Annotated in this window: 29 protein-coding genes and 3 pseudogenes; 30 read left to right on the top strand and 2 right to left on the bottom strand. The window is 47.0% G+C overall.

From position 1 onward, the window contains the following. Positions 1–23: 23 nt before the first annotated feature. The 4 genes and pseudogenes from DXA87_RS14340 to DXA87_RS14325 all read left to right on the top strand — a co-directional run bounded on the left by DXA87_RS14340 (position 24) and on the right by DXA87_RS14325 (position 2612). Positions 24–242, top strand: coding sequence for a hypothetical protein (locus DXA87_RS14340; protein ID WP_242990704.1), 219 nt, complete (start codon positions 24–26; stop codon positions 240–242). 57 nt (positions 243–299) lie between these two features. Continuing rightward, positions 300–1667: a hypothetical protein gene (locus tag DXA87_RS14335; RefSeq protein ID WP_199537935.1), complete on the top strand. Its 1368-nt coding sequence runs from the start codon at positions 300–302 to the stop codon at positions 1665–1667. A 29-nt stretch (positions 1668–1696) separates the two neighbouring features. Continuing rightward, positions 1697–2158: pseudogene (locus DXA87_RS14330) on the top strand (O-acetyl-ADP-ribose deacetylase); the annotation flags it as partial. Positions 2159–2192: 34 nt separating this feature from the next. Further along, positions 2193–2612: an MmcQ/YjbR family DNA-binding protein gene (locus tag DXA87_RS14325; protein WP_117471174.1), complete on the top strand. Its 420-nt coding sequence runs from the start codon at positions 2193–2195 to the stop codon at positions 2610–2612. A gap of 165 nt (positions 2613–2777) precedes the next feature. Here DXA87_RS14325 and DXA87_RS14320 read toward each other — a convergent pair whose 3' ends face one another. Next, on the bottom strand, positions 2778–3146 hold the full coding sequence (locus DXA87_RS14320) for an ImmA/IrrE family metallo-endopeptidase (RefSeq protein ID WP_242998102.1): 369 nt from the start codon (positions 3144–3146) through the stop codon (positions 2778–2780). A 657-nt stretch (positions 3147–3803) separates the two neighbouring features. On the opposite strand from DXA87_RS14320, the gene DXA87_RS14310 reads away from it, so the two are divergent. The 7 genes from DXA87_RS14310 to DXA87_RS14280 are packed head-to-tail and all read left to right on the top strand — an operon-like array spanning position 3804 to position 7963. Then, positions 3804–4418, top strand: coding sequence for a class I SAM-dependent methyltransferase (locus DXA87_RS14310; RefSeq protein ID WP_117505065.1), 615 nt, complete (start codon positions 3804–3806; stop codon positions 4416–4418). A 1-nt stretch (position 4419) separates the two neighbouring features. Then, on the top strand, positions 4420–5031 hold the full coding sequence (locus DXA87_RS14305) for a class I SAM-dependent methyltransferase (RefSeq protein ID WP_117505063.1): 612 nt from the start codon (positions 4420–4422) through the stop codon (positions 5029–5031). 22 nt (positions 5032–5053) lie between these two features. Continuing rightward, on the top strand, positions 5054–5737 hold the full coding sequence (locus tag DXA87_RS14300) for a class I SAM-dependent methyltransferase (protein ID WP_117505061.1): 684 nt from the start codon (positions 5054–5056) through the stop codon (positions 5735–5737). Positions 5738–5776: 39 nt separating this feature from the next. After that, entirely contained in the window at positions 5777–6004 is a 228-nt protein-coding gene (locus DXA87_RS14295) for a hypothetical protein (RefSeq protein ID WP_242998100.1), read from the top strand. Positions 6005–6015: 11 nt separating this feature from the next. Next, a complete protein-coding gene (locus DXA87_RS14290) occupies positions 6016–6858 on the top strand; it encodes a class I SAM-dependent methyltransferase (RefSeq protein ID WP_117505059.1) in 843 nt (280 codons plus the stop codon). Beyond that, the gene (locus DXA87_RS14285) at positions 6855–7781 is read left to right on the top strand and encodes a 2-dehydropantoate 2-reductase N-terminal domain-containing protein (RefSeq protein ID WP_117505057.1); all 927 of its coding nucleotides are present in this window, start codon (positions 6855–6857) and stop codon (positions 7779–7781) included. Before DXA87_RS14290 ends, DXA87_RS14285 begins: the two co-directional genes overlap by 4 nt. Further along, a complete protein-coding gene (locus DXA87_RS14280) occupies positions 7778–7963 on the top strand; it encodes a hypothetical protein (RefSeq protein WP_117505055.1) in 186 nt (61 codons plus the stop codon). Before DXA87_RS14285 ends, DXA87_RS14280 begins: the two co-directional genes overlap by 4 nt. Before the next feature lie 104 nt (positions 7964–8067). On the opposite strand, the gene DXA87_RS14275 is transcribed toward DXA87_RS14280, so the two are convergent. Next, entirely contained in the window at positions 8068–8505 is a 438-nt protein-coding gene (locus DXA87_RS14275) for a MerR family transcriptional regulator (RefSeq protein ID WP_117472598.1), read from the bottom strand. A 61-nt stretch (positions 8506–8566) separates the two neighbouring features. Here DXA87_RS14275 and DXA87_RS14270 point away from each other — a divergent pair, with 61 nt between their 5' ends. The 19 genes and pseudogenes from DXA87_RS14270 (at position 8567) to DXA87_RS14170 (ending at position 22856) form a co-directional block, all read left to right on the top strand. After that, complete coding sequence (locus DXA87_RS14270) at positions 8567–9151, top strand: flavodoxin family protein (protein WP_348982236.1); 585 nt, start codon at positions 8567–8569, stop codon at positions 9149–9151. Between the two features lie 3 nt (positions 9152–9154). Beyond that, a complete protein-coding gene (locus tag DXA87_RS14265; RefSeq protein WP_117505051.1) occupies positions 9155–9919 on the top strand; it encodes a carboxymuconolactone decarboxylase family protein in 765 nt (254 codons plus the stop codon). Then, entirely contained in the window at positions 9916–10893 is a 978-nt protein-coding gene (locus tag DXA87_RS14260; protein WP_199537936.1) for an alpha/beta hydrolase, read from the top strand. The genes DXA87_RS14265 and DXA87_RS14260 overlap by 4 nt, the downstream gene beginning before the upstream one ends. 410 nt (positions 10894–11303) lie before the next feature. After that, positions 11304–12431 (top strand): aminotransferase, encoded by a 1128-nt coding sequence (locus DXA87_RS14255; protein ID WP_117505048.1) that lies wholly within the window; start codon positions 11304–11306, stop codon positions 12429–12431. 17 nt (positions 12432–12448) lie between these two features. Beyond that, positions 12449–13432, top strand: coding sequence for an ornithine cyclodeaminase family protein (locus DXA87_RS14250; RefSeq protein WP_117505046.1), 984 nt, complete (start codon positions 12449–12451; stop codon positions 13430–13432). Between the two features lie 351 nt (positions 13433–13783). Beyond that, a complete protein-coding gene (locus DXA87_RS14245; RefSeq protein WP_117505044.1) occupies positions 13784–14935 on the top strand; it encodes an AAA family ATPase in 1152 nt (383 codons plus the stop codon). A gap of 482 nt (positions 14936–15417) precedes the next feature. Next, on the top strand, positions 15418–16011 hold the full coding sequence (locus DXA87_RS14235) for a sugar O-acetyltransferase (protein ID WP_117472610.1): 594 nt from the start codon (positions 15418–15420) through the stop codon (positions 16009–16011). A 138-nt stretch (positions 16012–16149) separates the two neighbouring features. Beyond that, on the top strand, positions 16150–16617 hold the full coding sequence (locus DXA87_RS14230) for an HIT family protein (RefSeq protein WP_117471164.1): 468 nt from the start codon (positions 16150–16152) through the stop codon (positions 16615–16617). Positions 16618–16912: 295 nt separating this feature from the next. Next, positions 16913–17284 carry a DUF2500 domain-containing protein gene (locus tag DXA87_RS14220; protein WP_117505042.1) on the top strand — a complete coding sequence of 124 codons (372 nt, stop codon included), beginning with the start codon at positions 16913–16915 and terminating at the stop codon, positions 17282–17284. A 364-nt stretch (positions 17285–17648) separates the two neighbouring features. Next, positions 17649–17900 (top strand): helix-turn-helix domain-containing protein, encoded by a 252-nt coding sequence (locus DXA87_RS14215; protein WP_015553466.1) that lies wholly within the window; start codon positions 17649–17651, stop codon positions 17898–17900. 3 nt (positions 17901–17903) lie between these two features. After that, entirely contained in the window at positions 17904–18287 is a 384-nt protein-coding gene (locus tag DXA87_RS14210; RefSeq protein WP_015553467.1) for a VOC family protein, read from the top strand. Between the two features lie 91 nt (positions 18288–18378). Next, positions 18379–18999: a TetR/AcrR family transcriptional regulator gene (locus DXA87_RS14205; RefSeq protein WP_117485649.1), complete on the top strand. Its 621-nt coding sequence runs from the start codon at positions 18379–18381 to the stop codon at positions 18997–18999. A 5-nt stretch (positions 19000–19004) separates the two neighbouring features. Continuing rightward, positions 19005–19199, top strand: coding sequence for a cysteine-rich KTR domain-containing protein (locus DXA87_RS14200; RefSeq protein ID WP_117485666.1), 195 nt, complete (start codon positions 19005–19007; stop codon positions 19197–19199). 95 nt (positions 19200–19294) lie between these two features. Then, the gene (locus tag DXA87_RS14195) at positions 19295–19915 is read left to right on the top strand and encodes an N-acetyltransferase (protein ID WP_348982238.1); all 621 of its coding nucleotides are present in this window, start codon (positions 19295–19297) and stop codon (positions 19913–19915) included. A gap of 12 nt (positions 19916–19927) precedes the next feature. Beyond that, positions 19928–20186, top strand: a pseudogene (locus tag DXA87_RS18200) (TfoX/Sxy family protein); the annotation flags it as partial. 368 nt (positions 20187–20554) lie between these two features. Further along, positions 20555–20635: pseudogene (locus DXA87_RS14185) on the top strand (relaxase); the annotation flags it as partial. Between the two features lie 492 nt (positions 20636–21127). Next, positions 21128–21700 carry a DNA-3-methyladenine glycosylase I gene (locus DXA87_RS14180; protein ID WP_343221111.1) on the top strand — a complete coding sequence of 191 codons (573 nt, stop codon included), beginning with the start codon at positions 21128–21130 and terminating at the stop codon, positions 21698–21700. After that, positions 21697–22413 (top strand): DNA/RNA nuclease SfsA, encoded by a 717-nt coding sequence (sfsA, locus tag DXA87_RS14175; protein ID WP_117505038.1) that lies wholly within the window; start codon positions 21697–21699, stop codon positions 22411–22413. Before DXA87_RS14180 ends, sfsA begins: the two co-directional genes overlap by 4 nt. Positions 22414–22496: 83 nt before the next feature. Continuing rightward, on the top strand, positions 22497–22856 hold the full coding sequence (locus tag DXA87_RS14170; protein WP_348982235.1) for an SdpI family protein: 360 nt from the start codon (positions 22497–22499) through the stop codon (positions 22854–22856). The last annotated feature ends 5 nt before the right edge of the window (positions 22857–22861 follow it).

Genomic DNA, 22861 nt, shown 5'->3' with positions numbered 1-22861 from the left:
ATCGTACAAGGAGGTACACATTTATGGCATTTTTCAACAGCGCAGCGAAAAAGGCGTTCGATGCTTATAAGAAAGAGAACGGCTCTGACAAAAAGCTCCCGCGCATCAGCGAGCTGAACGCAGAGTATGCGATGTTCCTGGAACGAAAGAAAAGCTCCTATGCAGAGTACCGCAAGACCAAATCGGAAATGTGCAAAATAATGTACATTGCATCTGTAACTCTATGTGTGGACGATATATAATAATATTAAAGCGAATGATGAGAAAGTTCTAAATGCAAAAAGAAAGAGGAAGACAAGATGGCAGTATGGAGATTACAGGTGAATACAGGAGGCACAAATGTTGCTGACTATTGCTTGAAAAATCATGTCGCAGCAATGGGATGGAGTCTGCGTGAATTAACCCAGGCAGAACGTTCTGGGATACATACATTTTTGGATTACTGTAATCTGGCAAGAACTCAGTACAAATCATTCGACAGTGTATGCCGCATGGTAGAGGATGTGAAAGAAGGAGACCTCCTATGGATGCACTCAAGAAATGAAGGGAAATACTATATTGCGAGAGTTAAGGCGAACAGTACCTGGGTGTTTCGTGAAGATGCAGTACAGATGGATGCAGCGAATCAGTTGACCAATATAGACTGGTATCCAGCTACAGATAAGGCAGATGAAGAATCCGTTCCTGGTGCTGTGGCAACATCATTTATTATGGGTTCAACCATCCAGAGAATTAAGAAAAATGGAGTGGAAGAATACAGTCAGATGTTGTATAACCGTGTTCACGATTCAGCACTGGATCTATTCAATTATCTCGATCCGGCTCTTTCTTTATGTGAAAAGCATTTTTACAGCCTGCTTCAGCCGGAAGATGTTGAAGATTTACTTGCGCTGTGGCTGTATGATACGAAAGGCTATGTCTGCATCCCATCGACAAATAAAATTGCTACGCCAAAGTATGAGTGCGTTTTGGTTGATCCAAATGACCTGAACCGAAAGCATATTTACATTCAGGTAAAGAAGGGTGATGTTGATCTCAATACAGATGACTATTCCAGCCTGAATGGTGAAGTGTATTTGCTTACAACAGAAGGAAACGTTCAGAATGCACAGAAATATTCAAATGTGAAAGTAGCAGATCCAACGGTTATCTATGAATTTGCGATCAATCCGGATAAGTCTCATATCATTCCGGAGAATGTTTTATACTGGGTGAAGTTTCTGACAGAAATAGAAAATAATCGTTTGAAGTTTTCTGCATGTAAAGGAATCATGTTTGATACGAATATCTCGTATTCAGATACAAATGAATCCGAGATGATTCTCGGAAACAAAATAGCGGCATATGGAGATGCCAAACGGTATATCGACAGCTTTCGCAAAGATGACTATGCTCTTTTTTATTCCAAAGGAAGAGGAATTATTGCAGTTGGACAGATAGTTACAGACACACCAACGGAAGTGGGTGATGAAAAATATCATAGTGTCAGAATGATTGTGCCGGAAAATTTCAATGGAGATGTTAAAGCATTGCCTGCTCTTTCTCCGAATGAGATTAAAACAATTTTGAAGCGGAATTTTTATTGGGCATCGACAATCAAAACACCGTTCCTTACAGGAGCACAGGTTGAGATGTTGATTCGTGAACTGAAAAAGAAGCATGTTTAACGAGGCAACAGAAAGGGGAGAAATAAGCAATGCCCTTACAGATTATCAGAAACGATATTACAAAAATGAGCGTTGACGCAATCGTCAATGCTGCCAATACTTCTCTTTTGGGCGGTGGTGGTGTGGACGGCTGCATTCATCGTGCCGCCGGACCGGAGCTGCTTGCAGAGTGCAGTACGCTGCATGGCTGCGAGACCGGCAACGCAAAAATCACAAAGGGATACCGCTTGCCCTGCAAATATGTGATCCATGCAGTCGGTCCACGTTGGCGGGATGGCAAGCATCGGGAACAGGAGCTTCTGGAATCCTGTTATCGGACATCTCTGAACCTGGCAAAAGAAAATGGCTGTCAGTCGGTGGCCTTTCCGCTGATTTCCTCCGGCATTTACGGCTATCCTAAAGACCAGGCTCTGAAGGTTGCAGTCGATACCATCAGTACGTTCCTGATGGAAAATGAGATGATGGTCTACATCGTTATTTTTGACCGAAAGACATGATAGATTGGCTGGAAGGAGGAGCGATGGAGTGACACGACAAGAATTATTTACATGGATACACCAGCAGTACGGCACAGAGCCGGAATATCCCTGGCATGACCGGAATGCTGTACTGCGGCACAAAGACAATAATAAATGGTATGGTGTAGTTCTGGAAGTATCTGCTGATAAGTTGGGATTGCCGGAGACAGGCATCATGGATGTTCTCAATGTGAAAAGCGATCCGCTGCTGATTGGCTCTCTTCGCGGGCAGGACGGCTATTTTCCGGCCTATCATATGAATAAGGAGAAGTGGCTCAGTATTCAGCTTGGCAAACCGGAACTGGATGATGCCATCAAAGGCCTGCTTTCTTTGAGCTATGAGCTGACAGCACCGAAGAAGCACAACCCAAAGTCATCAGCAAAAAATCCGGGAGATTCCGCAAATGGCAAAGAAAAAGATGAATAAGCATTACCGGGAACGCTTTCATGTGGATGCTGTGACGGCCGCTAAAGATTTGCAGGAGCTGGGGGTCAATTATACATAGGAGCAGCTCTGGAAATAATTGTGCAGACGGCATCTGCACAATTTGCAACAAAAAAGAGGAGCCGGTCAAGGCTCCTCGAAGATACGTTATTTCAAAAAGTTGCTTTTATGTTCCAGCGCGTGCAGGTTATAGCCAAGTGTTGCCAGGTGCGCTACCTTCAGTGCAACCAGATTGATGTCGGTGGACATCGCGCTGGCGATCTGCTCGGCTGTGTATCCATATTCATAGATGTAGCGAAGGACTTCATCGCTGTCCATCAAGATTTCCGCTGCTACGATGTTGGCTTCATATTCCGGTTTGGATTTCATGTCATAGAGCATGAACTCATGAATCGGGGTGGTTTTCGCCATATTCCGGTGAAGCTGGTCATGCCCTAATTCATGTGCGCACACGATGCGCAGCATATTTTCATCCAGACTGTTATTCAGGAAAATAAAGCGATTTCGCTTAATCACCCGGTACATTCCCTTCAGGGAACAAAATTTTCGCAAAGCATAACATTTATAAGTCATAGCTGTGCTGTGGAGCCGCTGACAGGCGAAGTCTTCCGAATGTCGCATGAGACAGAATTATGGGATACCCATATTCTGTTTTATCGGCATAGGATTTTTTCTTCATCGTCATGCGGCTCCTTTTTTGACCTTCCGTTGGTCCGGTTCTGTACCGGCTGTGCGGAAGGAGAAACGTATGTATTTTGACGCAAAAGAGTTTGGTAAGAGACTTCACGATGTTCGCACTTCCCGTGGCATTACGCAGGAGGAGCTGTCTATGATTGCGAAGAAAATCTAATCGTGCTCTGCGTTTGGAAATGACAAAATAGAGATACTATACCATTGCAAAAAAGAAGTGAGCACGATATAATATGGATAAGAATGCAAAAGTCACCGCAATAGTGTGAAAATAGATTTTGGCTGTTTCCATAAGGAAGTAGATCGCGAGGCGTTATCCTCAGTGGCTGAAAACACAGATGTGTGATGCTTGCAGCAAGCTATTTGTATAAGCCGAAAGGCCGCAGAAATGCGGCTTTTCCTAAATACATGAGTTAGCCGAACCTAACTTATCAATGTGCGCGTGCCGCTTAGATAAATCTAACTATAAAAGGAGAGACAGCAATGCGAGAACACAAAAATTTCTGGGACAGAAATGCAGGTCTGTATGACTGCTTTATGCGAAAAGACAGGGCAGTATACGAGAAAATGTATGAGCTGATCTGTCCGGTCGTGAAAGACAAAACAGTGCTGGAGGTGGCTACCGGAACGGGACTGATCGCCAAGCACATCGTAAAAGCAGCGGCACACATCGAGGCGACGGATGCCTCTCCGGAAATGATTACAGAGGCCAAACGGGGGAATTACTCTGCGAAGCTACGTTTTTCCGTGCAGGATATGTTTTCTCTGCCATACGCGAGCAAATCATTCGATGTTGTAATCGTATCAAACGCACTGCACATTGTGCCTCAGCCAGAAAAATCACTGCGAGAGATCAAACGGGTGCTGAAGGATGAAGGTGTGCTGATCGCGCCTACCTTTACGCACGCAGAAAACTCATTTCCCGGCAAGGTCAAAGCCTTTTTCATGAATCTGGCAGGCTTTCCTCTCCACAGCAAGTGGACGAGTGAAGAATACCTAAAATTTCTGCAACAGAATGATTGGACAGTGCGAAAAAGTGTTGTTCTAAAGGCCTCTTTTCCGCTGACCTATACGGAATGTGTGAAATTGGAGGTGTGATATGTCCTTCTTTGAAAACACCCGCAAGCCCGTAGGCTTTAGCGGGAAGATCATGGTTGCTATGATGAACTTTGGGCACAGCGCAATGGCAGCGTGGGGATTGCATTTTTTGCAGCCTGTCCCGGATGCCATGGTGCTGGACTGCGGCTGCGGCGGTGGAGCGAACATCAAAACGCTGCTGAAGCTGTGTCCCAAGGGCAAGGTGCAGGGCATCGACTATTCGGCAGTCAGTGTAGAAAAAGCGCGAAAGGTCAATGCCAGAGCCATTGCAGCAGGGCAGTGTACTGTGCAGCAGGCAAGTGTGGCAGAACTGCCGTTTGAAGCGGAGCAGTTTGATGTGGTGACCGCCTTTGAAACAGTCTACTTCTGGCCGGAACTTGCGCAGAATTTCAGAGAGGTTTATCGGGTGCTGAAGCCCGGCGGAATCTTTTTCATTTGTAACGAAGCAAACGGCGAAACAGCAAAAGACGACAGATGGACACAAATTATCAATGGCATGACCATCTACACGGATACTGCACTGAAAGAGTATCTGGAAAAAGCAGGATTTTGTCAGATCCAAAGCCACAAAAATAAAAAGGGCTGGCTTTGCGTTACGGCGCAAAAACGGTGAAACAGTGTAAGGAGGACGGAGCATGGAACGAAAAGAAGCAATCCGCGGTGCCTATCGGCTGACAGGCGGCAACAATTTTTATGATGGTATGATCACCTGCTCCACCCTGAGCGGGAAAGCGGTGTGCCGTTTGGTGTGGGCAATGAACAAGGCAGAAAACGACGACTATCTGGAAAAAGCGCTGTCCGGGATTCCGGAGAATTTCTCCGGTAAGCTGCTGGAAGTGCCGGTGGGCACCGGCATTCTGACCATGCCGCTTTACAAGACGCTGCCAAAAGCGGACATCACCTGTCTGGATTACTCGGCAGATATGATGGGACAGGCGCAGGAAAAGGCAGACCGCCTGCACCTGAAAAATGTGACCTTCCGGCAGGGCGATGTGGGTGCACTTCCGTATGCGGACGGCGTCTTTGATATTGTTTTGTCGCTGAACGGCTTTCACGCGTTCCCGGACAAGGAGGCCGCTTATCGGGAAGTGTTCCGGGTCTTGAGGCCCGGCGGGACTTTCTGTGGCTGCTTCTATGTGAAGGGCGAGCAGAAGCGGACGGACTGGTTTGTCCGGCACATTTATGAAAAGACGGGGTTCTTCACACCGCCCTACGAGATGGCCTTCAGTTTAAAAAAACGGCTGGAGAAACGGTACGTAACCGTAACACTTGGAACAGTGAAGAGCATGGTATGGTTTGCCTGCCGGAAAGCAGAATAAGGAGAACAGGGATGGTTTTACAAACGATTCTGGAAGGTTTTGGGCTGGCAGCTGCTTGTCATCTTGTCTGTTATGAATCTCATTGACCGTTTTTTGATCGATGGTTACTGGGTGGGGCACACGAATGCATGGACGATCCCCGGAACAGAGGATCTGAAGCCCTACATTACTGCCAAAAACAAGCAGAAAAAGTGGCTATTCGGCACGGTGGGCATGGCAGTCATAGCGATGGTGCTGGCGGCAATGATGACTATTTTTACTCACTGAGGAAGGAACCTATGAAATACAAAATCGAGAATAACACCGTGCAGGAGACGTTGATCCTCCCGCTATATTCACGGAAGCTGTGTACGGAGTTGTATCCGAACCTTTACCGGGACGAAACGGCGGTGCGTCTGATCGACCAGATCGACTACGACTTTTCAGAGGCAGAGAAAAATTCCCGCAGCCTGATGCAGCGTTTCGGTGCGCTGGAGGTTGCCATGCGGCAGAATGACCTTGCCTTTGAAGTGCAGGCGTACCTGAAAAACCACCCCTGCGCGGCAGTGGTCAATCTGGGTTGCGGGCTGGATAACACCGGTAGAGCCTGCGACAACGGCAGCTGTAAAATCTACAATCTGGACTTCCCGGATGTGATCGCCTTGCGGCAGCAGCTTCTGCCCGCCGGGGAGCGGGAGCAAAACATCCCCTGCGACCTGAAAGACCCCGCATGGTTTGACAAGATCGAGGCCTCCGGCGGGGCGGTGTTCTTTGCCTCCGGGGTGTTCTATTACTTCCTGACGGAGCAGGTTCGGGAACTGGTGCAGGGGATGGCGGACGCTTTCCCCGGCGGAGTGCTGGTCTTTGATGCTGCCAACCGTACGGCGGTGAAGATGATCGCCAAAACGTGGCTCAGGACGGCGAAAATCAAGGATGTGGGAGCATATTTCGCGGTTTCGGATGCGAAAAGCGAGCTTTCCCCATGGGACAGCCGTTTGCAAGTATCCAGCAGGGGCTATATGATGGGTTACAACGACCTGAAAGACCCTTCCGTTAGCGGCTTTTTCCGATTTCTCGCCAAGGTCGGGGACAACGGGATGAAAATGCAGATCGTGAAGATCAGATTTGGAGGCAAGCTATGAAAATTCTGGTATATGGTGCAGGCGTTCTGGGGTGCAATCTGGCAAGAAATCTGCTGCGCGCCGGAAAGGATGTCACTCTGCTTGCGCGGGGAAACTGGGCTGCGGAGATCAAGCAGAATGGCCTGCGGATCATGGATAAGTTTTCGCTTTACACCTCGGTCAGTCGCATTCCGGTGGTGACTGAACTTGCACCGGATACAATGTACGATGTGATCTTTGTGGTCCTGCGCTATACACAGCTGGATTCCGCTCTGGACACGCTGCGGGCGAATCGGACGAAAAACATCGTATTTGTGGGCAACAACGTACAGACAAAAACATTGGCGGCGGCACTGCCGGAAAAGAACGTCCTGTTTGCCTTTGCGCTTTCTGCCGGGCATCGGGAGGCTGACCGGGTGGTCTCCATCGACCTGAAGAAGATCACCATCGGGCAGCTGACTGGTGCAACCTCCAATAAACAGTTGATCGGGCGCATCTTCCACGGCACAAAATATAAGGTTGTTTACGAGCCGAACATGGAGGACTATCTGCTCTGCCATGCCGCGTTTGTGATGCCGGCGGCCTTCGCCTGCTATAAGACAGACGGCGACCTGAAAAAGCTCAGGGGAGATACCGCGTACCTGAACCGTGTGCTGGATGCCAACATCGAGGGATACCGCGCCATCCGAGATGCCGGGCACACCATTCTGCCCAAGGAGGATGCAGACTTTGAAGGGGAGAAATACCGCAAGACCTGCCTGCGCTTTTTCAAGCTGATGTGTGCCACCTCGCTGGGCAAGCTCTGCGCCTCCGACCACGCAATGAACGCCATCGATGAAATGAGTGCGCTGAACCGGGATCTCAAGAAATTTTTCGATGCGAACGGCGCAGCCTACCCGGTGTGGCAGGCACTGGAAGCGGAAGCCGGGAGGTATCTGCAATGAAATACGCTGGAATACCCTTTGGAATGTGGGCGCTGTTTGCCGGTTCCTTTCAAAAGCAGCTGACCGCGGTGCTGGGCTATGATGCAGACACTGCAAAAGCCATACAAAGATTCAAAACTGCGTGTGGGATGTCCGGCGATTTATCTTGCTCACTAACTTGGTCACTGACTAAGTTTTTCTGACTACCAGTTTACAGAAAACAGAATAGAATCGTCTTCGATGCCTCGTTGGGAAACCAACGGGGTATTTTTTGCTCTGAATCAGACGATACATGGCACAGGAAAGGTTAGCTGTGTGCGTTTTCATATGCTTTTCGGATTCCGTCCGGCAAGCGGTCGGGAATCAGTGTCTTTAGTCTGTCCTCACTGCCGTCTTTGATTGCCTGCTCATAGTACCAGCATTTGAATTTCAGCATATCCAGAGTGCGGTTCATCTGCTCAAGCTCTGTCTCCATGTGCGACCGTTGTTCCTCAAATAGTGCCTTGCGTTGCGGGTAGGTGGACGGCCCTTCTACACACCAATCCATGAACTGCCGGATGTCCTTGATCTCCATGCCAGCTTTTTTCAGACATTCAATGACCCGGAGTGCTTCAATCTCCGTGTCACCGAATTTGCGGATGCCGGATACTCGTTCCATGTTCGGAAACAGCCCCTGCTTATCATAATAGCGCAGCGTGGAGATAGGCAATCCGAACATCTCTGCTACCTGTCCAATTGAATACATAAATCTCCCTCCAAAAATCTTCAAAAAATATCTTGACCTAAAGTTAGGTTTAGGTGATACCATGAGAATACCACAGAGAATATCAAAACGCAAGGAGTGTTCTACGATGAATAAAAAGGTACTGATCATTTCCTCAAGTCCCCGTAAGGGCGGCAACTCCGAAACGCTGGCGGCAGCGTTTGCCAAGGGCGCACGGGAGGCAGGCAATCAGGTAGAAACCGTATATCTGCGGGAAAGACAGGTTGGCTTCTGCAAGGGCTGTATCGCCTGCCTGAATCTTGGGCACTGCGTCATCCAAGACGATGCCGTGGAAATTGCCGCCAAAATGCACGATGCAAATGTGCTGGTGTTCGCAACGCCCGTCTACTATTACTGCGTCAGCGGTCAGCTCAAGACGATGCTGGATCGTGCCAACCCATTGTTCGATACGGACTACGCCTTTACGAAAGCCTATCTGCTTGCAACAGCGGCAGAGAACGCACCGGAGACCTTTGCGGGCACAGAGAAGGCTGTGCAGGGCTGGGTGGACTGCTTCCCACGCTGTGCGCTGGTGGGCACAGTGTTTGCAGGCGGTGTGAACGGCGCGGGTGAGATTGCCGGACATCCTGCGCTGGAGCAAGCCTATCAGATGGGCAAGGAGGTGTGAGACATGGCAGTTAAACAAACGGCAGGCAGAGAGGCTTTGGGGGAATTTGCTCCCAAATTTGCGGAATTGAATGATGATGTGCTGTTCGGGCAGGTGTGGAGCAGGGAAGACAAGCTTTCCCTGCGGGACCGCAGCATTGTAACAGTGGTGGCGCTGCTGGCGCAAGGGCTGACGGATTCGACCTTTCAGTACCATCTGACAACTGCAAAGAACAACGGCGTGACGAAAACGGAAATTGCGGAGATCCTGACTCATGCGGCATTTTATGCGGGCTGGCCCAAGGCATGGGCGGCTTTTCGTATGGCAAAGGAGGTATGGGCGGAGGACGCCGCCGCCGATGCAAAAGCCAAGCATCAGAATGAAATGGTCTTTCCCATCGGCGCATCCAATGATGACTTTGCGAAATATTTTATTGGCCAAAGCTATCTCGCACCTCTTTCTACGCAGCAGGTCGGTATTTACAATGTAACCTTTGAACCCGGCTGCCGTAACAACTGGCACATTCATCATGCGAAAAACGGCGGCGGACAGATTCTCGTCTGCGTGGCCGGGCATGGTTACTATCAGGAATGGGGCAAACCGGCACAGGAGCTGCACCCTGGCGATGCAGTAAATATTCCTGTGGGTGTCAAGCACTGGCACGGTGCTGCGCCGGATAGCTGGTTCTCTCATCTGGCGGTAGAGGTTCCGGGGGATGAAACCTCCAATGAATGGTTGGAAGCCGTGGACAACACAGTATATTTTAAGGCAACAGGCAAGGAGATCTGAATATGGAAAAACTGAATCTGACACAGGAATGGGACAAGGTGTTCCCGAAAAGCGACAAGGTGGACCACAAAAAGGTGACCTTTCATAACCGCTACGGCGTCACACTGGCGGCGGATATGTATACGCCAAAGAGTGTGGTGGGCAGGCTGCCTGCCATTGCCGTCAGCGGTCCGTTCGGTGCGGTAAAGGAGCAGTCCTCCGGTCTGTATGCGCAGAAAATGGCGGAGCTTGGCTTTCTGACGATTGCCTTTGATCCGTCCTATACCGGCGAGAGCGGCGGTACACCCCGCCATGTCGCTTCGCCGGACATCAACACCGAGGACTTCTGCGCAGCGGTAGACTTCCTTTCCGTGCAGGAGAATGTTGACCCGGAGTGCATCGGTATCATCGGTATCTGTGGCTGGGGCGGCATGGCGCTCAATGCCGCCGCCATTGACACCCGCATCAAAGTTACCGCTGCTATGACCATGTACGACATGACCCGTGTAACTGCCAACGGATATTTTGATGCTGAGGATTCTGAGAAGGCACGCTTTGAGAAGAAAAAAGCCATGAATGCACAGCGCACTGTAGATTACAAAAACGGCGCCTATGCTCTGGCAGGCGGTGTGGTCGATCCGCTGCCGGAGGACGCACCGCAGTTTGTAAAGGACTATTATGCCTACTACAAAACGCCACGTGGCTATCACTCCCGCAGCCTAAACTCCAACGGCGGCTGGAACGCGACGTCTTCGCTGTCGTTCCTGAATATGCCGATCTTGCAATACAGCAGTGAGATTCGCTCTGCTGTGCTGCTGGTACACGGGGAAAAGGCGCACTCCCGCTATTTCAGCGAAACAGCGTACAGCAAGCTGACCGGCGATAACAAGGAATTGCTTATTATCCCCGGTGCAAATCACACTGACCTTTACGATCAGATGGACATCATTCCGCTTGAAAAGCTCAACGCATTCTTTACGGAGTATTTGAGATAAAGCGGCATATTATGTGTTTTTGCGTAAGCATCTGGAGGAAGGCGTATATCAAGTTTCTGCTGTTTCTGCATCGGATGTACTGAAACGAAATATTTAAGCCATTGAAGTCTTGTGCCTTGGTGTGTAGGGCTTGATCAGCTTATAACGAATATTAAGCTGCTCTAAGCTGTTTTCTAAGAGCGTTGGCTTGGAACTTTTTAGTACCAAAGTTCGGGAAATCGTCTTGACGATGTGCAGCTTGTGTAGTACTATAAAGGTGATTGAATATTGAAACCCTCTCCACCACCGGGTGGAGGCCAAAGGGCACACAGAGTTTTTCCGTAGGTACGGCATGGTTCACCATGTTATAAGGAAAAGCTCTGTGTGCCCTTTTCTTTTTTATCATGTACCATTACAAGGAGGAAAAAGCAATGAAAATCAAGCCGTTTGCCGTAGAAGAATGGATGAACGCCTGGGAGGTCGGTGCAAAGTATAACATCGCTGAAACATGTGTGGACTCCATCAGTATGAACGAGCTATTCGAGCTGACAGGGGAAGATAAGACGGAATTTTTGAATCGTTTGTGCGCACGCCGTCTGAGCTATGGCGATATTGAGGGTCTGCCAGAATTCCGTAAAGGTGTCTGCGGCCTTTACAAAACGCTGAACATTGAAAATATTGTGCCGACCCATGGGGCATCCGGAGCAAACCATCATGTATTCTATTCGCTGATCTCTCCCGGTGATCGTGTAGTGAGTATCATGCCGACATATCAGCAGCTTTATTCCATCCCGGAATCCTATGGAGCAGATGTTCAGATCCTTCATCTGAGTAAGGAAAACAATTATTTGCCGGACTTAGAAAAACTGCGCCGTTTGGTGACACCTAAAACAAAAATGATCTGCATCAATAACCCTAACAATCCTACGGGTGCGCTGATGTCTGAGCAGATGCTCCGGGAGATCGTGGAGATTGCGCGTTCCGCAGATGCCTGGATTTTGTGCGATGAAGTCTATCGTCACCTTTCACAGGAAGATGGCTGGTGTCCTTCCATTGTGGATCTGTATGAAAAGGGCATTTCGGTGAGCAGTATGTCAAAGGTTTTTTCTCTGGCTGGTCTTCGGCTTGGCTGGATTGCAACGCACGATATGAGCGTTGTAAAGAGCTGCCTTTCTCATCGGGATTATAATCTTGTGAGCTGCGGTGTATTCGATGAAATGCTGGCAGCAGCTGCGCTGAAGCACCGCGATAAGCTGCTGGAACGCAGCCGAAAGATCGTCCGGGAGAATTTGCAGATTCTGGACGATTGGGTCGGCAGCGAACCGCACGTCAGCTATGTAAAGCCGAAAGCCGGCACTACGGCATTGGTTTATTATGATCTGGACATTTCTTCCTACGAATTCTGCGAAGAAATGTACAAGAAGACCGGCGCGTTTGTGACTCCTGGTGACTGCTTTGAAGTGCCGCACAGTATGCGCATCGGTTATGCCTACGGAAAGCAGGATCTGATCGATGGCCTCAAGGCCATCAGCGAGTATATTGCAATGAAAACCCGGTAAAAGAAAGGAGAACCCCGATGAATATTCCCTATATTTCCGCAGAAGAAGTTCGAAAAAATCTTTCGATGGAAGATGCGATCCAATGCACAGAGAATGTTTATAAGCTGAAAAGTCAAGACAAAACCGTTGTATGGCCTACCATTTTCTATGAATTCGACCCCGGCCATGCAGATATGGATATTAAATCCGGTTATCTGCCGGAACAGCATATTTTCGGCCACAAGACGGTTGCGTTCATGGAAGCAAATGTGCAAAAAGGCCTGCCGGATCTTGTGGGTCTGATTGCCGTGTTCAGCTCGGAAACCGGTATGCCGCTTGGCCTTGTGGACGGCTCCTCTGTGACCGGAATGCGCACTGGTGCGGCAGGAGCCATTGGTGCAAAATATCTGGCCAGAAAGAATTCCCAGAACGCTTTGATCGTCGGCACCGGCAATCAGGCACCTTTCCAGATTGCTGCGTTGCTGAAGGTGTTTCCTACGCTGGAAACGATCCGGATCGCCAATCCGCATAACGCAGGACATGCTGCTGCATTTGCGTCGAAGATTCGCGCAATGCTGCAAACCGATTTTGCAATTGAGGCAGCCTCGGTAACCTTCGAAGGAGTTTCTGATTTGCAAGAAGCCGTATCCGACAGCGACATTATCATCACAATCACGCCTTCCCACACCCCGCTGATTCAAAAAGAATGGGTCAAACCCGGCACACATTTTTCCTGCATTGGTGCTGATATGGCGGGCAAAGAAGAAATTGATTCCCAAATTTTTGAGGATGCCATTGTTTTTGTGGACGACCTCGAACACTGCAGGAACGCCGGAGAAATTGAGATTCCCTTGAAGCAGGGCACATTGTCTGAAGATCGAATCTGTGGAGAGATTGGTGATCTCATTCTTGGAAAGGCTGCGGGTCGTAAAAGCGATACCGACATCACGGTGTTTGATTCTACTGGCATGGCACTTTTGGATCTTGCCGTGGCAGATTTCCTGCTCAAGAAAAATATGTGAGAATGGGAAGAAGATGGAGCAACCCTGGGAGGATAAGTGATGAGCAATGTTCTGGAAAATAGCCTTTTGATTCAGGACAAGGTGTAAGGGTGATTTCTAAGAGAAGAAATTCCTTTCAAAAAAGATAAGAAACAGGACATTGGAATTCCGTGCCCTGTTTCTTGTTTATTCGATACGGACGGTAATGTATCATTGATTACGGCTTTCGCCGCATGGAACGGATACTTTTTAGTGTCAAAAACAATTTAGAAAATAAAAACGGAAAATCCGTTGATATTTTCTGACTTGCGGCGTATAATAAGATTACAAGAAAATAAAAACGAAAAAACTGTTTTTATAGGAGGAATACCTATGAAAATACTCCGTATCACCGCACAAGGACTCCCATTATTCAAAAAAGACTTGGATATTTGCTTTTATACGCAGCAACGTGTTTGCGAAGAGGACAAAGATAGTCTTTACCGTTTGACGGATAACTACTATCTCCACTCTGCCTGTGCTTTCATTGGAATTAACGCATCTGGCAAGACCTCGGTATTAAAGGTCATTAGCTTGGCCTTAAATATTGTGAAAAATGAGCCCATCAATCATGTGGAGGCAAAAAGCATTCTTGGCGGAGCGAAGAATGCTACAATCCGCACATATTTTTATGATAAGCGCAGCTACGTCTGCTGCTTGGAAACTGTAATTGCAGCAAAGAAGTCGAAAACAGGGGAATATATGTATTCGATTCTGTCTGAAAGCCTTTGGGAAAAACCAATTGCAACCGTTAAGTCGAAAAAGTATCTGACAGATTTTACAGGAATGAAGCCTGTAGAGCAGCGCAATAGCGATGAAGCATACCTTTCTGATGATGTCAGCTTTGTCATTGCACATAATAAAAAAGCGAATGATACAGTGGAAATATTCAGCCTGCTTTCCTATACGAATGTGAATGTGCTTCCATTTACCGAAGATATTCCATTGGAGGTAATTGCATTTCTCGATCCAACCATTGAGAAATTGTGCTTTGAACAGACAGAGGGAAAAACATTTATCCACTTGAAGTTTAAGGATGAAGAAGAGATTATCCTGAATAATGCGGCAGACCTTGAGCAGTATCTGTCCTCTGGTACGATTAAGGGCATTATTACATTCTCGATGGTAAAGGAAGTTCTTCATTCAGGTGGTTATCTTCTGGTAGATGAAATAGAGAATCATTTCAACAAGGAAATCGTAACGACCTTAGTGCGCTTCTTTATGGACAGCCGACTGAACAAAAATGGCGGAACGCTTATTTTCACTACGCATTATCCGGAACTGCTGGACGAATATGACCGAAATGACGGAATTTGTATCGTTAGAAACCGTAATGGCATTACAGCAGAAAATTTGAGCTATATATTAAAACGTAATGATATTAAAAAGAGTGATGCTTACCAGAGCGGCTTCCTTGAGGGAACAACGCCAGCATATGAAGCGTATATGCGCCTGAAGAAAAGCTTGGCTGCTTCGATCAATTAAGGAGGCAGCAGAATGGAATTAGCAAAATACAAGGCGTGTATATGTGAGAAGAAGCTATTATCGACATACTGGTTGATAATGATCTTCTGATTTTCAACAGAGAAGAATTGTTGGAAGAACGTGTTATCCGTTGCAGAAGTGCTAAACGATTCGAGGAGCGATACTTACGGAAAGGATTCGATGAGCAGATTTCTGTGATACGGATTTTGGATTCTCGCAGAGAGGAATTTCGATTGAGTAAAGCATATGAGCAGAAGCTTGTCTGATTTGCTGAGATGATCGTCGTTGATGCCTCGTTGGGAAAACAACGGGGTATTTTTTTGCCTCAATCAGGCTGCACAGAGCACTGAAAAAACCAAAGCGAACCGTAGGTAGTCCTGCAAGCGGACAAACAAATGAAGGCGGGAAAAGCGTCCTATTACACACAGACAGAGAATGTGGTATAATCCTTGAGAAAACACTGTATGGAAAGGACAAACACGATGAACGCTCTTGATATTATGAAACGCCCTGCCGCCTACGTCAGCGGCTATGAAAACACCCCCACGGAGGAACAGAACCGTGCAAAGCAACTGTGCTGGGAGTACAACCGCACCGCTCCCAACGAACAGGAAAAGCGGCGCAGCATCCTGCAGACCCTGCTGGGCACCTGCTCTCCCATGACCGGCATTCAGCCGGACTTCCACTGTGACTATGGCTTCAACATCCATACTCATGGCTTGGCGGTCATCAACTATAACTGTGTCATTCTGGATACCTCTCCGGTAAACATCGGAGCAGGTGCCTTTATTGCCCCCGGCGTATGCCTTGCCTGCTCCGGTCATGCCATCGACCCGGAGCAGCGCAGCCATGGCATTGGCACCTCAGCACCTATTACGCTGGAGGAAAACGTCTGGATCGGTGCAAATTCCACCGTCTGCGGCGGCGTTACCATCGGGGCAGGCTCGGTTATCGGGGCGGGAAGCGTCGTCACCCATGACATTCCCGCCGGTGTCATCGCTGCGGGGGTGCCCTGCAAGGTGATCCGCCCCATTACCGAAAAAGATAAGTTCAAGCCGGAGGATATTCTGTTCTGAGAAATTTAGATCGGAAACGCTGAAAAAACATACGCACAAGCTCTCCGGGGACATTTTTGGTTTTCGCCATGCTTTCCTGCGGGGAGAAGGCATGGTATACTGGGAACGACAATTCGGAATTTGTGGAGGAGAATATTTATGTGTTTTGTATGTGACAGGATTAAAGAAACTAGAGTTGGCAACAACCCATTTTTTGTAAAAGAACTTGAAACAGGATATGTGGTGATTGGGGATTATCAGCATTTTAAAGGGTATACTTTGTTTCTATATAAGACCCATGTTGTTGAATTATTTGATCTTGATGCAGAAGTAAGAGCAAAGCATTTATATGAAATGACACTTGTTTCTGAAGCCGTAAAAAAAGCTTTCGGAGCACAAAAAATGAATTATGAATGTTTGGGAAACGGGGATGGCGGAGCACATATTCACTGGCATTTATTTCCGAGGATGACCGGCGATATAGAGAACTATGGAAACAACGGCAGAGGACCTGTTTGGTGGTACCCGAGGGATAAGATGTACGCTGATGATAACAGACCAAGCGCTGAGGAACTTGAAGAACTGAAAAGTAAGCTTCTTTGCGAACTAGACAAACTGTTGATGTGAGAAAACTTCCAATTTGTCGATGCCAAAAGGACAAAACAGTATATCGCGGAGGCGATGGTATGAATAAATTCTACGATTTATTAAAATATATTATCTATGCGAGTTTCTACGTGATTGTGATTAAAACGGGTATGGATTTCTATGAGTATAAGCGCTTTCCGAAGCTATACGAACCGAATTCTGCACCGTGGTATACGGAAGCGTTACTGTATTGCGTCGCTTCTTTTGCGGTGATCATCGTATGTTTCGCGCTTAGAGTAATCATAAAGCGAAAGATGAAGAAGGGGTGAGTCATATGTTTATGCTGTTTGAGTTTATGTTTCCAATTATCTTCGTAATGGTTTTCGGCATGATCATCCTCCAGTTTGTAGCAGGAATCGGAACATGGCATAAAAACAATCAGTCACCGCGTTTGTCGGTGAGCGCAACTGTAGTTGCAAAACGAGAAAACGTATCGCATCACAGCCACCCAAATGGAGGTGATCCATCTGGTGCGCATGGGTATCATACGACCTCGAGTACCAGTTACTATGTAACATTTCAGGTGGAGAGCGGTGATCGGATGGAACTGCAGGTTTCCGGTAGGGAATATGGAATGCTGGCGGAAGGAGACATTGGGAAACTTACTTTTCAGGGGACGAGATATCTATCATTTGAGCGTGTGTGATGGTAGTGTCAAAGAATCTATGAAAAACTGAGTCAAATAAAAGGTTCAATTGAACCTGCCGAAACATAGTTATGTGTTTTTGCGTAAGCATCTTGAGGAAAGCGTATATCAGGTTTCTGCTGTTTCTGCATCGGATGTACTGAAACGAAATACAGACTTTTTTCGCTGTGCGTTCCTGTTCGGGATAATGTCAAGATGAGCAAATCATTCTCAATTCGATTCTGCCTTATGTTGGCAGGGGCTGCACAGAAAGCATTGCCAGTTTCTTGTTTCACATTGCTTTCATAAAAATAAATGTTCCTCTTGATATTATCATAAATGATAATCTAATATATTTAGAGAATGATGAAGAGGAGAGTATCATATGGAATTGGCAGAGATTGCAATGAACCCTGCTCGTCAGAGGATTTTTCAGTATTTTTTGCTTCATGAAACTGGCACAGTTAAGGAAATCAGAAAAGCACTGCCGGATATTCCAAGCGCAAGCTTATATCGGCATATAAAGATTCTTGCGGATAGTTCCATCCTCATGGTTGTAGGCGAAAATCGAATCCGTGGTACGGTTGAAAGCGTTTATCAATTAAATGAGGTATATGTTCGGACGTTGTGGAGGTGAGTTATGAAAATAGAACACATTGCTTTATATGTAAAAGATCTGGAAACAGCTCGCAGTTTCTTTGTGAAGTATCTGGGCGCAAAATCAAACGAAGGCTACCATAATCTGAAAACAGGTTTCCGCTCTTATTTTCTGTCGTTTGGCGATGGGGCACGGCTTGAAATTATGAACAATCCGGAAATGCTTGATTTTTCAAAGGAATTTGCCCGCACTGGGTATGCGCACATTGCATTCAGCGTAGGCAGCAAAGAAAAAGTAGATGCGTTGACCGCTGAACTGAAAACTGACGGATATGAAGTGGTCAGCGGTCCCAGGACAACCGGAGATGGTTACTATGAAAGTTGTATTATTGCAATCGAAGGCAATCAAATTGAAATTACCATTTGACTTCAATCTTTTATTTATTAACTCTTGACAAGTAACCATTCGGTAACTATAATAAAGTTACCGAATGGTTACTTTGATGAAGGAGATAATTATGGCGGAGGGGACAAAGGAACGGATTTTGAGAATCGCGCTGGAATTGTTTGCGCAGAACGGTTATCTGGGGACGTCTATGAATGATATTGCAGGGCAGTTGGGATTTACGAAAGCTGCCTTATATAAGCACTATGCCGGCAAACAGGAAATCCTGGATAAGATCGTGGAGCGAATGAACAGGATGGATTATGAGCGCGCTGAGGCGTATGAAATGCCGGAAACGGAACCAGACGGCTTTGCGGAAGCATATCTGCATACGCCAATTAAAAAAATTCGCACATACAGCCTTGCCCAGTTTGATCATTGGACGAAGGAACCGTTCGCCTCCAATTTCCGTAAAATGCTGACGCTGGAGCAATACCGTGATCCTAAGCTTGCACAGCTTCACCACGATTATCTCGCGGGAGGCCCTTTGGAGTACATGGCGGCCATCTTCCGCAAGCTGGCAGATTCAGATGAGGACGCTATGCAGCTGGCGCTGGAGTTCTATGGGCCGATGTATCTTTTATATAGTGTCTACGACGGTGCAGAGGAAAAAGAAGCGGTTTCTTCTTTGTTGGCGACACATATTGATCACTTTATTGCCAAAGCTGAGTCTGATTACAGAAAGAAGGAATGAACAACATGAAAGATGGAGAAGAAGAAAAACGCTGGGTCTTATGTCCGTGGTGCGGTGCCAAGACGCGCTTGCAGATATTGCGGAAAACGGAATTAGTAACTTTTCCTCTGTTTTGTCCTAAATGCAGGCATGAGAGTATTATCAATGCAAAAAATTTTATCATTGAAACCAAACAGCCAGACGCAAAGACGCAGTGCTGATCGCAAAACGATCATGCGCTGCGTCCTTTTTTGAAAGGAAGGCTGCTATGGAGGCAATTGTTTACACCACCAAAGGAGGATCTACTATGGATGCAATTAAGAATATTATTATTCGTCTGGAAACAAAAGAAGATTACAGAGCTGTCGAAAACCTGACCCGTGAGTCATTCTGGAATGTCTACCGCCCGGGCTGCATGGAGCACTATGTGCTGCACTGTTATCGGAATGACCCGGCATTTGTTTCGGAACTGGATTTTGTGATGGAACTGGGCGGTGAGCTGATCGGGCAGGTCATCTATGTGCGGTCAGAAATCGAGTGTGATGACGGGCGAACCCTACCGATCATGACCTTCGGTCCCATCGGCATCGCACCCGCATACAAGCGGCAGGGCTATGGAAAGCAGCTGCTCGACTATTCCATGGAAAAAGCTATGGAGATGGGAGCAGGGGCGCTTGCCATTACCGGCAATATTGACTTTTACGGCAAGTCTGGCTTTGTTCCGGCCAAAACTAAGGGCGTGCGCTATGCCGATGACCCGGAGGCGGACTATTTCCTCATCAAAGAACTGAAACCCGGATTTCTGGACGGTGTCTCAGGCACTTACAAAGACCCCGATGGGTATTTTGTCTGTGAGAAAGATCCGGAGGGGTTTGAACAGTTTGAAGCTACTTTTCCAGCAAAAGAAAAGCAGAAGCTGCCGGGACAGCTGTTTTGAACAGGAGAAATAATGGCATCCAGTAAAGAGTATCTTCATTTCATTTTAGAACAGCTATCAGATTTGGAAGCGGTTTCTTACCGGTCGATGATGGGGGGAATTTATCCTCTATTATCGCGGTAAAATTGTCGGCGGGATATATGATGACCGGTTGCTTGTAAAGAAAACAAGATCCGCTTTGGAATTTATGCCAGAGGCAATCAGTGAGCTTCCGTATCAGGGGGAAAAAGAAATGTTGCTGGTGGATGAAATTGACAGCAAAGCGTTTCTTGCAAAGCTGTGTATAGTTTTCCGACAACAGTTCAAAGATAAGCCGGTTCAGTTCGCGGTGGCGACAGATATGTGGATACAGCGCTTGAATCGAGCAGGTGATGAGAGTTGTATCCGTTACTGCTGAAATGGTTGCTTGCTGCAAATGGCTCAAAAAAGCGGCTTCACCGATCAATTGCCCCTTCGCCAATGATTCGGTAAGTAACCACTTTCCCGTTTTCGCCAATGTAGAACATCCGTACCCGCCCGGATTTCACGAGATACAAATTGGATGAACGGTCTCCCTGCATATATAAAATATTCCCAGTCCGAATCACAAACTCAGTTCCGACTTCCTCAAAAAGTGGATAATATCTGCTCGATAGTATTATGGTAATTACAAGAATCATGCCGCTTCGTGTTGGCAAAGTCTGCACAGAAAGTCGGGTGATCAGTGACATCATTGATTATACGGTTTGTCTGATTTGCCGAGATGAGCTTGGAATGATTTTTGATACATTGGCCGTGACTCAAATGGTCACCAGGAGAGAAATGAATAACAGTTTACAGAAAACAGAATAGAAACATCTTCGATGCCTCGTTGGAAAAACAACGGGGCGTTTTTTACCCCCATCAGGCTGCATAGAGCACTGAAAAAGTCAAAACGAACAGTAGGCAGCCCCACAAGGACAACCAAAGCGCGTCTACGGGGCCAACGCGTAATCGGAGAGCTCTTGTTAAACGTACTTTCTTTTGCTATAATATTTTTCAACATAATACGTTGCTTTTGTGCAATATAATGGTATTTATACATCTTTCTTCTGGAAGAAACAGGGCTTGTTATTGAGCGCGCGGAAGAGTGATAAAAAGAAGACAGAGATACTGATCATTGTATAGTGGTTCTGAAAAATGGATCGGAAATTTCATACTGGAATGGTACCACTTGAAAAGTAGGAAGGTGAGATGCGAATGAATTGGGCAGACGGAAAAATGCGGTGCTGCTGGGCAAATCCAAAAAACGAACGGTACATCCGTTATCACGATGAGGAATGGGGCGTTCCGGTGCATGATGACCGGAAGCTTTTTGAAATGCTGATCCTGGAGTGCTTTCAGGCAGGACTGTCCTGGGAATGTGTCCTGAATAAGCGGGATGCGTTTCGCGAAGCCTTTGACGGCTTCGATGTTGAAAAGGTTTGCGTCTACAAGGAGGAAAAGCTGGAAGCCTTGCGGAATGATCCCGGCATCATACGTAACCGCCTGAAAATACAGGCTGCCGTTACCAATGCACAGGCATTCCGTGAAATCCAGAAGGAATATGGCAGCTTTTCAGAGTATCTCTGGCATTGGACGGAGGGCAGCGTGATCCGGGAAACCGGGAAAACAAGTTCGGAATTATCGGATGCAATTTCCAAAGACTTAAAGAAGCATGGCATGAAATTTGTGGGAACCACGGTGGTTTATGCCTACCTGCAGGCCGTCGGCGTGATCTGGTCGCATGAGGATGAATGCTTTTGCAGGCAAGAGGATGAGATATGATGAAACAGAAACCGACAATTATTTATGAGAATACCGTTGCAGGCAGCTTCGTCCGCAGGATCAACCGTTTCACAGCGGAGGTTTTGATCGATGGGGAGACAGAGCTGGTTCATGTGAAAAATACGGGGCGTTTGCGGGAGCTTCTGGTGCCGAAAGCGAAGGTGACGCTGCAGAAGACGTTGAATATGAATCGAAAAACGGCATACGATCTGATCTCTGTATACAAGCCAAAGCTAAAATGGGTGAATATTGACAGTCTGGCACCGAATGCTCTGATGAAGCAGCTGTATATGAGCCTGAATTATGATCTTGTGAAGGCAGAACACACTTACGGAGACTCCAGAATTGATTTTTACATGGAAAAAAATGGAGAAAAATTTCTGACGGAAGTGAAGGGCTGTACGCTGGCGGATGATCTGCATCCGGGCATCGGATTGTTTCCGGACGCACCAACGGAGCGGGGGGTAAAACATTTACACGAGCTGACAAAGGCTGCAAAGGAAGGCTGCCATACAGCAATCGCCTTTGTGATTCAGATGAATGGAATTCATCGGGTGCTGCCGAATGAGGCGGCACAGACGGAGTTTAAAAAGGCACTTGTGGAGGCTGCAAAGGCAGGTGTTCAGGTTGTCTGTTACAGTTGTCATGTGGAAGCGGATCGTGTAAAGATCACGGGTGTAACCGAAGATACTTCAAGCTTTGTGAATATGTAGGAAATGAAGGCTTAAGAAGATAGACAGGCGAAAGAGTATAATCGGGAGTCATGGAGGTGAATTTTATGTGCTTTTGGTGGTTTATGTTAATATGTGATATGATAATTCCCATTGTTATGGTTATTGTAGGAAGAATGATGTGGAAACATTGTCCAAAACATATAAACGGTATGTTAGGCTACAGAACCACTCGTTCGATGAAAAATATGGATACATGGAAATTTGCCCATGACTATTGTGGAAAAATTTGGTGGAAAATAGGATGGGTAATGATCCTACCATCTGCTTTGATACATATTCCGTTATACCATAGTGATGAAAATACGATTGGGGTTGCAGGGGGAATCCTTGTAACAATTCAATGTATTATTTTGATTGTATCAGTTTATCCGACAGAAAAAGCTTTGAGAAAGAATTTTAATGATGACGGAACGCCAAGATAAATCGA

Source organism: Desulfotomaculum sp. OF05-3, from assembly GCF_003435535.1.
Taxonomy (GTDB): domain Bacteria; phylum Bacillota; class Clostridia; order Lachnospirales; family Lachnospiraceae; genus Pilosibacter; species Pilosibacter fragilis.
The sequence above is the reverse complement of the archived record's forward strand: the minus strand, read 5'-3'. Positions and strand labels throughout refer to the sequence as shown.

Coding starts and splice junctions, on each gene's coding strand:
- DXA87_RS14340 (WP_242990704.1), top strand. CDS start 24: ATGGCATTTTTCAACAGCGCAGCGAAAAAGGCGTTCGATGCTTATAAG.
- DXA87_RS14335 (WP_199537935.1), top strand. CDS start 300: ATGGCAGTATGGAGATTACAGGTGAATACAGGAGGCACAAATGTTGCT.
- DXA87_RS14310 (WP_117505065.1), top strand. CDS start 3,804: ATGCGAGAACACAAAAATTTCTGGGACAGAAATGCAGGTCTGTATGAC.
- DXA87_RS14305 (WP_117505063.1), top strand. CDS start 4,420: ATGTCCTTCTTTGAAAACACCCGCAAGCCCGTAGGCTTTAGCGGGAAG.
- DXA87_RS14300 (WP_117505061.1), top strand. CDS start 5,054: ATGGAACGAAAAGAAGCAATCCGCGGTGCCTATCGGCTGACAGGCGGC.
- DXA87_RS14290 (WP_117505059.1), top strand. CDS start 6,016: ATGAAATACAAAATCGAGAATAACACCGTGCAGGAGACGTTGATCCTC.
- DXA87_RS14285 (WP_117505057.1), top strand. CDS start 6,855: ATGAAAATTCTGGTATATGGTGCAGGCGTTCTGGGGTGCAATCTGGCA.
- DXA87_RS14280 (WP_117505055.1), top strand. CDS start 7,778: ATGAAATACGCTGGAATACCCTTTGGAATGTGGGCGCTGTTTGCCGGT.
- DXA87_RS14275 (WP_117472598.1), bottom strand. CDS start 8,505: ATGTATTCAATTGGACAGGTAGCAGAGATGTTCGGATTGCCTATCTCC.
- DXA87_RS14270 (WP_348982236.1), top strand. CDS start 8,567: ATGAGAATACCACAGAGAATATCAAAACGCAAGGAGTGTTCTACGATG.
- DXA87_RS14265 (WP_117505051.1), top strand. CDS start 9,155: ATGGCAGTTAAACAAACGGCAGGCAGAGAGGCTTTGGGGGAATTTGCT.
- DXA87_RS14255 (WP_117505048.1), top strand. CDS start 11,304: ATGAAAATCAAGCCGTTTGCCGTAGAAGAATGGATGAACGCCTGGGAG.
- DXA87_RS14250 (WP_117505046.1), top strand. CDS start 12,449: ATGAATATTCCCTATATTTCCGCAGAAGAAGTTCGAAAAAATCTTTCG.
- DXA87_RS14245 (WP_117505044.1), top strand. CDS start 13,784: ATGAAAATACTCCGTATCACCGCACAAGGACTCCCATTATTCAAAAAA.
- DXA87_RS14235 (WP_117472610.1), top strand. CDS start 15,418: ATGAACGCTCTTGATATTATGAAACGCCCTGCCGCCTACGTCAGCGGC.
- DXA87_RS14230 (WP_117471164.1), top strand. CDS start 16,150: ATGTGTTTTGTATGTGACAGGATTAAAGAAACTAGAGTTGGCAACAAC.
- DXA87_RS14220 (WP_117505042.1), top strand. CDS start 16,913: ATGTTTATGCTGTTTGAGTTTATGTTTCCAATTATCTTCGTAATGGTT.
- DXA87_RS14215 (WP_015553466.1), top strand. CDS start 17,649: ATGGAATTGGCAGAGATTGCAATGAACCCTGCTCGTCAGAGGATTTTT.
- DXA87_RS14210 (WP_015553467.1), top strand. CDS start 17,904: ATGAAAATAGAACACATTGCTTTATATGTAAAAGATCTGGAAACAGCT.
- DXA87_RS14205 (WP_117485649.1), top strand. CDS start 18,379: ATGGCGGAGGGGACAAAGGAACGGATTTTGAGAATCGCGCTGGAATTG.
- DXA87_RS14200 (WP_117485666.1), top strand. CDS start 19,005: ATGAAAGATGGAGAAGAAGAAAAACGCTGGGTCTTATGTCCGTGGTGC.
- DXA87_RS14180 (WP_343221111.1), top strand. CDS start 21,128: ATGCGAATGAATTGGGCAGACGGAAAAATGCGGTGCTGCTGGGCAAAT.
- sfsA (WP_117505038.1), top strand. CDS start 21,697: ATGATGAAACAGAAACCGACAATTATTTATGAGAATACCGTTGCAGGC.
- DXA87_RS14170 (WP_348982235.1), top strand. CDS start 22,497: ATGTTAATATGTGATATGATAATTCCCATTGTTATGGTTATTGTAGGA.